At 72.0% G+C, this 10,964-nt stretch carries 9 protein-coding genes; 5 read left to right on the forward strand and 4 right to left on the reverse strand.

Translation table 11 applies throughout. The annotated features are described in order from the left end of the window. Nucleotides 1-10 precede the first annotated feature (10 nt). Nucleotides 11-1,486, forward strand: a complete 1,476-nt coding sequence (locus ACZ7OU_RS17530; RefSeq protein WP_470255779.1) for a flavin-containing monooxygenase — start codon at nt 11-13, stop codon at nt 1,484-1,486. 38 nt (nt 1,487-1,524) lie between these two features. Here ACZ7OU_RS17530 and ACZ7OU_RS17535 read toward each other — a convergent pair whose 3' ends face one another. From ACZ7OU_RS17535 to ACZ7OU_RS17550, 4 genes are all read right to left on the reverse strand, one after another. Continuing rightward, the gene (locus ACZ7OU_RS17535; RefSeq protein ID WP_470255780.1) at nt 1,525-2,457 is read right to left on the reverse strand and encodes a hypothetical protein; all 933 of its coding nucleotides are present in this window, start codon (nt 2,455-2,457) and stop codon (nt 1,525-1,527) included. Nucleotides 2,458-2,535: 78 nt separating this feature from the next. Continuing rightward, nucleotides 2,536-4,629 carry a M4 family metallopeptidase gene (locus tag ACZ7OU_RS17540; RefSeq protein WP_470255781.1) on the reverse strand — a complete coding sequence of 698 codons (2,094 nt, stop codon included), beginning with the start codon at nt 4,627-4,629 and terminating at the stop codon, nt 2,536-2,538. 125 nt (nt 4,630-4,754) lie between these two features. Continuing rightward, nucleotides 4,755-5,915: a saccharopine dehydrogenase family protein gene (locus ACZ7OU_RS17545; protein ID WP_470255782.1), complete on the reverse strand. Its 1,161-nt coding sequence runs from the start codon at nt 5,913-5,915 to the stop codon at nt 4,755-4,757. Nucleotides 5,916-6,176: 261 nt separating this feature from the next. Continuing rightward, nucleotides 6,177-6,812 (reverse strand): GOLPH3/VPS74 family protein, encoded by a 636-nt coding sequence (locus tag ACZ7OU_RS17550; protein ID WP_470240913.1) that lies wholly within the window; start codon nt 6,810-6,812, stop codon nt 6,177-6,179. 173 nt (nt 6,813-6,985) lie between these two features. Here ACZ7OU_RS17550 and ACZ7OU_RS17555 point away from each other — a divergent pair, with 173 nt between their 5' ends. The 4 genes from ACZ7OU_RS17555 (at nt 6,986) to ACZ7OU_RS17570 (ending at nt 10,855) form a co-directional block, all read left to right on the forward strand. Next, on the forward strand, nt 6,986-8,449 hold the full coding sequence (locus ACZ7OU_RS17555; protein WP_470255783.1) for an APC family permease: 1,464 nt from the start codon (nt 6,986-6,988) through the stop codon (nt 8,447-8,449). Beyond that, complete coding sequence (locus ACZ7OU_RS17560; protein ID WP_470255784.1) at nt 8,446-9,009, forward strand: GNAT family N-acetyltransferase; 564 nt, start codon at nt 8,446-8,448, stop codon at nt 9,007-9,009. Before ACZ7OU_RS17555 ends, ACZ7OU_RS17560 begins: the two co-directional genes overlap by 4 nt. Before the next feature lie 228 nt (nt 9,010-9,237). Next, entirely contained in the window at nt 9,238-10,401 is a 1,164-nt protein-coding gene (locus tag ACZ7OU_RS17565; protein WP_470255785.1) for a lactate 2-monooxygenase, read from the forward strand. Nucleotides 10,402-10,516: 115 nt separating this feature from the next. After that, nucleotides 10,517-10,855, forward strand: coding sequence for a hypothetical protein (locus ACZ7OU_RS17570; RefSeq protein ID WP_470255787.1), 339 nt, complete (start codon nt 10,517-10,519; stop codon nt 10,853-10,855). Nucleotides 10,856-10,964: the final 109 nt, after the last annotated feature.

Raw genomic sequence — 10,964 nt, forward strand, 5'->3', positions numbered from 1 at the left:
TCTCCGAAATATGGAGCAACGCCACTTCGCGGTCCTCGTCGTCGGTGCCGGGGCGTCCGGGCTGGGTGCGGCCATCCGGCTCGGCCAGGCCGGCGTCGACGACCTCGCCGTGCTGGAGAAGGCCGACGCGCTCGGCGGGACCTGGCGGGACAACACGTACCCGGGCTGCGCCTGCGACGTCCCGTCCGCGCTGTACTCGTACTCGTTCGCGCCCAACCCCGGGTGGACGCGGGCGTTCGCCGGGCAGGCCGAGATCCGCGCGTACCTGGCGGACACCGCCTCGAGGTTCGGGGTGACGTCGAAGATCCGCTACGGCGTCGAGGTGACGCGCGCGCAGTGGAACGGATCCCTGTGGGAGCTGGAGACGTCCCGGGGTCCGTACACCGCGCGGATCCTGGTCGCCGGCACGGGTCCGTGGCACGAGCCGCTGATGCCCGACCTGCCGGGGCTCGCGGACTTCCCGGGCGAGGTCTTCCACTCCGCGCGCTGGAACCACGACTACGACCTGGCGGGCAAGCGGGTCGCGGTGATCGGCACCGGCGCGTCGGCGGTCCAGTTCGTCCCGCGCATCGCGGGGGAAGTGGCGCGGCTGCACCTGTTCCAGCGCACGGCGCAGTGGGTGCTGCCGAAGCCGGACCACCACGTTCCCGGCGTCGAGCGGTTCCTGCTGCGGCGGTTCCCGGCGCTGCGGCGGGCGTTGCGGAGCGCGGAGTACGGCGTGATGGAGACGCTCGGCTTCGGGTTCCGGCACCCGTGGCTGCTGCGGCAGGTGCAGAAGATCGGCCTCGCGCACCTCCGGCTGGCGGTCCGGGATCCCGCGCTGCGCCGCGCGTTGACGCCGGACTACACGCTCGGCTGCAAGCGGCTGCTGATGTCGAACACCTACTACCCGTCGCTGACGAAGTCCCATGTGGACGTTCACCCGACGGCGGTGCGCTCGGTTTCCGGCGATCGGGTCCTGGGCGCGGACGGGTCGGCCGCCGAGGTCGACGCGATCATCTTCGGCACGGGCTTCCACATCCTCGACATGCCGGTGTCCTCCCGGGTCTTCGACGCCGACGGCCGGAGCTTGGACGACCACTGGAAGGGCAGCCCAAGGGCGTACGCGGGGACGACGGTGGCCGGGTTCCCGAACCTGTACCTGCTGCTGGGGCCGAGCCTGGGAACCGGGCACTCGTCGGCGTTCATGATCCTGGAGGCCCAGCTGAGGCACACGGTGGCGGCGGTGACCCGGACGCTGAACTCGGGCTGGGAATCGGTGTCGGTGCGGCCGTCCGTCCAGGACGCGTTCAACGCGGAGGTCCAGGCGGCGCTGCCGGGGACGGTGTACCAGTCGGGCGGGTGTTCGAGCTACTACACGGACGTGAACGGGCGCAACAGTTTCAGCTGGCCGTTCTCGACCGGACGGTTGCGGTCGGCGGTGGGGAAGTTCGACGAGGCGGACTACGAGATCGGGAGGGTCTCGGCGCAGGTCGGTCGTGAGTGAGAAACAGGGTTAGAACACTGTTTCTCACTCACGACCGGTCAGTCCCACTCCCAGCACATGCCGTAGACGCCCGGCTGGGCGTCGAGCACCGCGATGTGGCTCGTCGCGCTCGGGCCCACCGGGAGCTCCGGCCGGTCCGCGGCCGGGCCGCCCTCGTGCGGGCGGTGGTAGCGGTAGCAGCGCACCGGCACCGCCGCCGGGTCGAAGCACGCCTGCAGGACGATCTGCCGGGCCGGTGCGCGCACGCCGAACTGCAGGTAGCTCGTCTCCGGGGGCGTTCCGTCGTAGCCGAACTCGAAGTCGAACACGTACGTCTCGCCCGCCCGCAGCGGGTAGTCGAAGCGCAGCTCCAGCGCCACCAGCTCGGAATCCGCGTCGCGGCGGACGCGGCCCGGGCGGCAGCTGTGCGCCGAGCGCAGCACCGGCCGGTGACCGCCGCCGGTCTGGGGGCGGAAGAACGACACCCAGCGGTCGACGCCGTCCTCGCGGCTGGTCACCACCAGCTCCGAGCGGACCGACCGCTCGGTGCGATCCGGGCCGAGCTTCGCGCGCTGGTGCACCGAAGCCAGCGCCAGGCGCGCGTTGCCGTCGAGGTCGATGCCGTCGCACGAGGCCAGCTCCGTCGGCTCCGAGCCGAGCGCGCCGGCCAGGCTGATCCCGCCGGGCCACGGCTCGGCCCGGCGCTCGCGAGGCCGCGTGACCAGCGCCGTCAACGCGTCCGCGGGCAGGCCCAGGCAGCCTTCGGCCACGCCCACCGCGTGCAGCGAGCGGTGTCCTTCGGGGTGCCGGCGGCCGCGGCGCCAATAGCTCAGCGTCGCCAGGCTGACCTGGGCGCCGTGGGTGGCCATCCGCCGCTGCAGGGCCTCCAGGCTCAGCCCGCGGTGCCGGATCGCGAGGTCGAAGGCCACCTCGAACGGTCCCTCCCGGATCGCCGCGGCGACCTCGGTGTTGTCCTCGGGGAACGCTTCCATTCGCGTAAGCATGAATACCGGACGCATCCGGCGCAACGAGGCCTGCCACCAAAGTAGGGGGCAGGCCTCGTCGGGGGATCAGCCGACGGCGACCGCCGTGTCGTCCACGGCGAACGACGTCTGCAGTGACTGGTCCTCCGTCCCGGCGAACTTCAGCGTGATCGTCTGGCCGGCGTACGAAGACAGATCGAGCGTCTTCTGCGCGTAGGCCGAGTTCCGGTCGAGGTTCGAGTACGTCGCCAGCGTCGTCGAACCGGCGGAGACGACGAGCTTGTCGTACGCGACGTTCTCGGTCTCGGCCGTCCACACGCGCAGCCAGAACGTCAGGCTCGCCCGGCAGCCGGCGGGGATGGTGACCGCCTGCGTGAGCGTGTCCGTGTGCGCCGAACCCCAGCCGCCGAGCCAGGAGTCCCAGGTGCCCGAGCGCGCCGGCGCCTGGCTCCCGAACTGGCCGATCGTCGTGTTCGGGTCTGTCCACGACGCCTTGCCGGACTCGAAGCCCGGGTTCTGCACGAGCTGGCCGCTACACCCGCCCGGGGGAGGCGTCGTGGTCGGCGGGGTCGTGGTGGGCGGAGTGGTCGTGGTCGGGGGAGTGCCGGTGCACGTCGGGTCGCCGGACTGCGCCGGGACGCTCACCGCGTTCCACGCCGCCTTGACCGCGTCGAACTCGGCGCAGCTGTCGGGGTAGAGGTTCTTCGCGGCCTGCAGCGTCCACGTGCGGTAGCGCAGGTAGGTGCTGCCGGACGTCTTCAGCTGCACGGCACCGTGCATGATGTTGATCGCCTTGCGGATGCCGAGGCCGGTGATCGTGGTGTTGTTGCACGTGGAGCTGGTCGGCTGCCCGTTGGTCGGGTTGCTGCCTTCGGCCAGCAGGTAGAACCAGTGGTCGCCGGGCCCGGCCGCCTTGTGCACCTCCGCGTTCGGGGTCGAGCTGGAGTAGCAGCTGGGGTCGCCGACCTTCGACGGGTCGTACATGTACCGGATCGCGCCGGTGCCGACCAGGTTGACCTCCTCGCCGATCGCGTAGTCCGGCGGGTCGTACTGCGACGGCTCGTTCGCGTAGAACTCCGTCGCCGTGCCGAAGGTGTCGGCGATGAACTCCTGCGTGCCGCCGCCGGAGAAACCGCCGGAACCGGAGTAGTCGTCGATGCCGTGGCCCATCTCGTGGCCGAGGATGTCGAGCGAGCCGACCCATTCGCCGCTCGGGTTGTGCCCGAGGTTCACGTACGCCGGGCGCGAGTTGTAGTAGTACGCGTTCTCGTCGTCGAGGCCGACGCGGATCTTCCACGCGCCGCCGTTGCCGGTGAAGCCGTTGCGGCCCAACCACTCCGAGAGCATCTTCTTCTCGGTCTGCGCGACGAACAGCGCATCCGCGCAGCCGGTCTCGATGTTCGTGCCGGTGCCGTTGCCCCAGCTGTCGTCCGATCCGGTCAGGACGGAGTCGCTGCTGTAGTTGCGGCAGTCCAGGTTGGGCGTGTCCGGGTCGGCCATCGAGTACGTGTTGCCGGACTTCGTCGTGTTCAGCGCCAGCGGCGACGGCCCGTTCCACTTGCCGGTGCCGGTGCCCGCGGCGACGTGCTCGACGGTCCGCAGGACGCGGCCGTCCACGGCGTCGACGTAGACGCTCAGACTGCTCGGCTCGCCGTGCTCGTCGGTGCCTTCGACGTTGCTCTCGTAGGCGAGCCGGCCGCTGCCGTCGGCGACCACGACGAGCTTCCCGCCGGGCAGGCTCTTCGGTCCGCGGACCTGGTTGCGCGCAACGGTTTCGGCCTGCTGCGCGGTCAGCTTCGCGCCGTGGACGTCGAGGTCGCCGAGCGTCTGGTTCTGCGCGACGGACGTCGTCTTCACGGTGCCCGCGGCGTCAGTGGCGATGACCAGGTCGCCGCCGACCACGGGCAGGCCGTCGTAGGTGCGGTCGTAGACGACGTACGACAGCCCGGCCGCCGACCGCACGTCCCGCTGGACGAACTTGTCGTGCGCCCCGGCGTGGAGGGCGGCCGGCCGGGCGTTGACGAGCCCGGCCGCGGCGCTCGTGGCGTTGGCCTGGGCCCGCGCGGCGGACGGGGGCGGCTCGGGGGCGGGCTGCGCGGGCGCGGCGACGGCGATGCCGACCACCACCATGCCCGCCGCCGTCGCCCCGCCGAGCGCGGCGAACCGTTGCGGCAATCTCATGACGCTCCTCGGGAAAAACGCGATGGGGGAAGGAGAACCCGATCGACGCTAACCGCGGGTGAGGAGCGGCAGAAGATTCATCACAGCACCGGAATTTCACGTTCGGTGCTGTGAAAGCGTGAAATTCAGAGGGTCGCGAACCGCATCCCGGCTTTGGTGAGCCGCTCGATCAGCGCGTCGCCCATCGCGGTCGCCGTGGTGACCTGGCCCGCTGTTTCCGGGAGCTCGTCGGTGGCGAGGCACAACGCCGATTCCGCGAGCATCTTCGCCGTTTCGTCGTAGCCGGGATCGCCGCCGGACACCTCCGTCACGACCCGCGAACCGCCGCCCTCGCCGATGAACCGCACCGAGAACCACGACCGGGCGCGACGCTCGGGGCTCGGGCCGTCGCCGGGGGCGAGCAGGCGGGAGAGCCCGCGCCGCGCGGGCGGGATCTGCGCCGCCGCGAACAGCGCGCCGACCCCGAGCGCGCCGCCCGCCAGCACCGGCAGGTGCTTGACCGCGGCGAAGTGCCGGTAGGTGAAGTCCGGCCCGTAGCGCTCGGACGCGGCCGCGGACCGGCGCACGATCTCAGGGTCGATGGTCGGCAGCGGCACGGCCCACCAGCCGGCGTCGGCGACCCGGTGCGGCCGTCCGAGCGGCGCGCGGGCGAACCGCCCGGCCGGCCGGGGTTCGGCGGCGGACCGTTCTTTCGCCACCCGGGCCCCGGCGGGGAGCCGGGACATGATGGTCAGCGCGCTGAGGAAGGTGCCACCCGAGGGCATCCCACTGGCCCGGACGTAGCCGTCGACCTTCAGCGGCACGCCTTCCGGCAGGTGTTTGACCGTGAAGTAGGCGCCGAGGTCGTGCGGAATCGAGTCGAAGCCACAGGCGTGCACCAGCCGCGCACCGGTCTCCCGGGCCCGGCGGTCGTGCGCCAGGTACATCCGGTCGACGAACTCGGGCTCACCGGTCAGGTCGACGTAGTCGGTACCGGCCGCGGCGCAGGCGGCGACCAGCGGCTCGCCCTGGGTGAGGTAGGGCCCGACGGTCGTGATGACCACCTTGGTGGCCTCCGCGACGGCTTTGAGGGAGGCGGGGTCCCCGGAGTCGGCGACGAGCAGGTCGAGGTCGGCGAACCGGTCATCGATGTCCGCGAGCCGCGCCCGGACGGCCTCGAGCTTGCCGAGGTTCCGGCCGGCGAGCGCCCACCGCAGGTCCGCGGGCGCGTGACGGGCCAGGTATTCGGCCGTGAGGCCCCCGGTGAACCCGGTGGCGCCGAAAAGGACCACATCGTGCGCACGCATGTTTCCTCCAAGGGACGTCGACGGCGGACGCGCCCATGTTACCCACGGGTCACTTCCGGCCGCTGGGGTAGACGGGGGCGGGCGTGGGCCCGCGAGGTCGCAGGTCACCGCTGTGGGTGACGGCTGCAGTGGCGCTGCTTATCGCCGCCCGCCTTGGGGCGCTTGCGGCCGCCGGCGTCGGTGGGGCAGCCGCGGCCCTGCCACGCCGCCGGTTGCCGCCGCCCCGCCGGGGTCACGTGCGGTCGCCGGCGCTGCCCCAAGTCACTTCCGGTCGCCGGTATAAACCACCGCCGCCGCCACGGCCGCCACTCCGCTGATCACGTCGGAAATGCGCCGCGGCATCTCGTGGTGCGTGTCGGCCATCCAAGCCCGCACCGATGCCCGGCCGAGCTCCGGCTCGCACAGGTCGTCGACGCCCGCCGTCCAGGCCAGCAACGCCAAACATGCCGCGTGCGGGTCGGGACGGTCCACCCCGAACACCGCCGCCCGGGCCTTGCTGCGGGCCGCCGTCGATACCAGCAAGTCCTCCGGGGGGTAGCGATGCCTGCGCCGCAACAGCATCGGCGTCCGCCGGACCAGTCCGAGCCCCACAAGGTTGTCCGCGGCGACCGTGGGCAGTTCGCCGCGCAGGTGGTCCACCCAGTCCCTCACGCTGTGCGCCCCCGTTTCCGAAACGATTTCGGAAAGCACGTGATCCGCCGTCGGAATACCCGGTGGCCGGGTGGCGATCGCGCGCACCTTCCCGTTCTCGACCGTGATCCGGTCGGTGAAGAGCAGGTCGCACAACGCCGCGCCGGCCAGGCCGATGCCCAGAGACGTCCGGCTGAGGGACGGGCGGCCGGTGAACTCGTCGTGGCCGAGGAAGAAGAAGGAATCGACCAAGGTGAGCCGGCGCATGACGGAAAACGGCCCCCTGGGCGGTCGAAGTGAGGATGCCGAAGATAGCGGTCCGGCTTCGGCGCGCTTTCGGTGCCGTCACGGTTTACCCCGAACGGACGTACCGCCGTCCGGTGCGGACCCCCTACTCTGGGGCGCCGCGCCAAGATCACCTACGGCGCGGGGGAAGGTTCATGGGTACCCAGTCACCGGGGCACGGCCTCGGGAAGAAGCGGCTCGGCGCCGCCCAGATCGTCTTCTTCGTCGTCGCGGCGGCCGGTCCGCTGTACGCGATCGCCGGCGGGGTTTCGGCGACCTACGCTGTGACAGGCATCGTCGGTGTGCCACTTTCGTTCGTCCTGCTGGCCCCGGTGCTCGCGTTGTTCGGCGTCGGGTACGCCGCGATGAGCCGGTACATCACGAACGCCGGCGCCTTCTACCCCTATGTGGCGCACGGGATCGGGCGGTCCGCGGGCACCGCCGTCGCGTACGTGACGGTGCTCGCCTACAGCTCCATCCAGACCGGCGTCTTCGGCCTGTTCGGCCTTTCCGTGTCCACCTGGCTGAACTCGACGTTCGGCTGGGACCTGCCGTGGTGGCCGATCGCGCTGCTGATGGTGCTGGTCGTCGGCGCCGGCGGCGTGCTGCGGATCGACCTCAACGCGAAGGTGCTCGGCGTCGCGCTCGGCCTCGAGGTCGTGGTGCTCGTGGTGCTGAACGCCGGGATGTTCAGCCACCCGGCCGGCGGCTCCGTTTCGCTCGTCCCGCTCGAACCGTCGAGCCTCTTCACGGCGGGCGTCGGCGCCGTTTTCGCTTTCTCCATCGCGGTTTTCCTCGGCTTCGAAGGGGCCGCCACCTACGGCGAGGAGTGCCGCGACCCGCGCCGGACGGTGGGCCGCGCGACGTACATCGCGATCGGGCTGACCGCGGTGCTCTACGTCGTCTCTTCGCTGGGGATGGCGGTCGCGACCGGTCCGGACCACGTCGTCGAGCGCGCCGCCGCCGAGGGGCCGGGCCTGCTGTTCGGGCTCGGCGGGCAGTACGTCGGCACCGCGTTCGCCGACACGGCGTACGTGCTCTTCCTGACCAGCCAGTGCGCCGCGCTGCTGAGCCTCCACAACGCCGTCGCGCGGTACTTCTTCGCGCTGGGCCGGGACGGGCTCCTGCCGGAGGGCGTCAGCCGCACCAGCAAGCGCACCGGCGCGCCGATCGGCGGCTCACTGGTCCAGACCTCGATCGGGATCGTCGTCGTCGCGATCTTCGCGCTGGCCGGGCGCGACCCGTTCACGGACCTGTTCACCTGGACCGGCGTCACCGCTTCGACCGGCGTCACGATCATCATGATCGCGGTTTCGCTGTCGGTCATCGGGTTCTTCCGCCGCCGCCCCGGCCGGGAGACGTCGTGGCGGCGCCTCGGCGCACCCGCGCTCGCGGCGGTGACGCTGACCGCGATCCTGGTGCTGATCATCGTCAACTTCGACGTCCTGCTCGGCCCGGCGGGCTCGATCCCGTTGCTGCGCTGGGGCCTGCCGGGGCTGCTGGTGCTCGCCGGCCTCGCCGGCTTCCTGCGGGCCGAGGCGCTGCGCACCCGGCGGCCGGACGTCTACGCGGGGATCGGCGGCCCGCTGCGCGAGGACGAGCTCGCGGAGACGCGATGAGCGACGTCCGCGCCGCGGATCCGTCCGAAGTGGACACCGTGCTCGGCATCCTGGTCGAGGCGTTCCAGGACGACCCGATGAGCCGCTGGGTGTTCCCGGACGCCGGCCGCCGCCGCACCGTCGCGCACCCCGCGTTCTTCGGCGCGCTCCTCGAAGCCGGCTTCGCGGCCGGGCACGTCGACGTGACCGGCGACCACACGGCGGCGGTGATCTGGCTCCCCGCCGGCGGGGACGACGACCCGATCCCCGGCCTCGACGCGGCCGAGACCGGCCGGCTCGGCGCGCTGCTCGGCCTCATGGCCGGCCTCGAACCGCCCGGACCGCTCTGGCACGCGCAGTTCATCGGCGTCCGGCCCGGCCACCAGGGCCGGGGCATCGGCGGGCGGCTGCTGCGCCACGGCCTCGACCGGGCCGACGCCGAGGGCGTGCCCACCTACCTGGAGGCCAGCTCGCCGGCCAGCACGCGGCTCTACCGGCGACTCGGCTTCCGAGACCACGGGCCGGCGTTCCACCCGCCTGGTGGGCCGCCGATGCAGCCGATGCGGCGTCCCGTGGTGTGAGGTGGGGGCGGCGGCTCGGGTTCCGTGACCACAGACCGGCGTTCCACCTGCCTGGTGGGCCGCCGATGCGGCGTCCGGTGGTGTGAGGTCGGGGCGGTGGCTCGGGTTCCGTGACCACGGAGCCGCGTTCCACCCGCCTGGTAGGCCGCCGATGCGGCCGATGCGGCGTGCCCCGGCCTGAGCCGTTACCGGCGAGTACAGTGCGCGTTCGAACGCGAGGAGGAAGCCGTGACCGAACGCTTCGGCAGCTACCAGAACGAGCTCTACCTGCAAGGACTCGGTGGGGTGCTGCCGCCGTGCTCGACCGACGCGACGAAGCTCGAAGCGTCGGCCCGTGAGGTCATGGCGCCCGGCCCGTTCTCCTACGTCGCGGGCTCGGCCGGCTCCGGTGCGACAGCCCGCGCCAACCGCGAGGCGTTCGACCGCTGGCGCGTCGTGCCGCGGATGCTGACCGGCGCCACCGACCGCGACCTCTCGACGACCGTGCTCGGCACCCGGCTGGCCGCGCCGGTTGCCGTCGCGCCCGTCGGTGTCCAGTCGATCGTGCACCCGGATGCCGAGTCCGCGACCGCCCGCGCCGCCGCCTCGGTGGGGCTCCCGTTCACCCTGTCCACGGCGTCGTCCACCGGTATCGAGGACGTCGCCGCGGCCAACGGTGACGGCCCGCGCTGGTTCCAGCTGTACTGGCCCGGCGACCCGGACGTCTGCGCGAGCCTGCTGGCCCGGGCGAAGGCGGCCGGCTACACGGCCCTGGTCGTCACGCTCGACACGTGGACGCTGGCCTGGCGACCGTCCGACCTGGACCAGTCCTACCTGCCGTTCCTGCAGGGTGAGGGCCTCGCCGTCCCGTTCACCGACCCCGTCTTCCTGTCCCGGCTGGCGAAGACGCCGGAGGAGGACCGCGGCACGGCGATCCTCACCTGGATCGGCATGATCACCGGCACCGACCGGACGTGGGACCAGCTGCCGTTCCTGCGCGAGCACTGGGACGGCCCGATCGTGCTCAAGGGCATCCAGCACGTCGGCGACGCGCGCCGCGCGGCCGAGGCCGGGATGGACGGCATCGTCGTCTCCAACCACGGCGGCCGCCAGGTCGACGGCGCGATCGGGGCGCTGGAAGCGCTGCCCGGGATCGTCGCGGCGGTCGGCGACCGCATGGAGGTGCTCTTCGACTCGGGCGTCCGCACCGGCGCGGACGTGCTGAAGGCGATCGCGCTGGGTGCGCGGGCGGTGCTGGTCGGCCGGCCGTGGGTGTACGGGCTGGCGCACGCGGGTGAGGACGGCGTCCGGCACGTGCTGCGGAGCTTGCTGGCCGACTTCGACCTGACCATGGGACTTTCCGGCCACCGCACCCTCGCCGACCTGGGCCCGGACTCACTCCAGCGGACATGAGATAACAAAACGGGAAATCCGGGGACAGCTCGGGAACCGGCCGCTACTGTTCGAGTCCCATTGCGGGCCGTCGGGGCGGCCGGCTCCTGTTTCCCTTTCCTGTTGGGGGTTTTCCATGTCTTCGATCATGATGCGCATCGGCATCCTGTTCGCCGTCCTCGGCTTCGGATCGCTCGTCCTCGAGCAGTTCGACTACGAATTCCGCCTGCTGTCCTGGGCCACCGACATGCAGCCGACGTTCGGCATCGGGCTGGGCGTCCTCGGCCTCGTGCTGATCGGCGGCTCGGTGGCGATCAGCCGCTCGAAGTCCGCGCCGCAGCCGCAGCAGCAGTTCGCCCAGCAGCCGCCGGCGCCGGGCCAGCAGCAGCCGTACGCCGGCGGCCAGCCGCAGCAGTTCCAGGGCCAGCCGCAGCCGCAGCAGCAGTACCCGCAGCAGCCCGGCCAGCAGGGCTGAGCCTCGTTTCGAAAAGGCCCCGCACCACCCGGTGCGGGGCCTTTCGCGTGCGCCCGGTCACGCCACGGGGATATTGGGAGGCCCGCGTCGTCACGCACGGCTATCCTCG

The organism is Amycolatopsis sp. NPDC114505 (assembly GCF_055633615.1).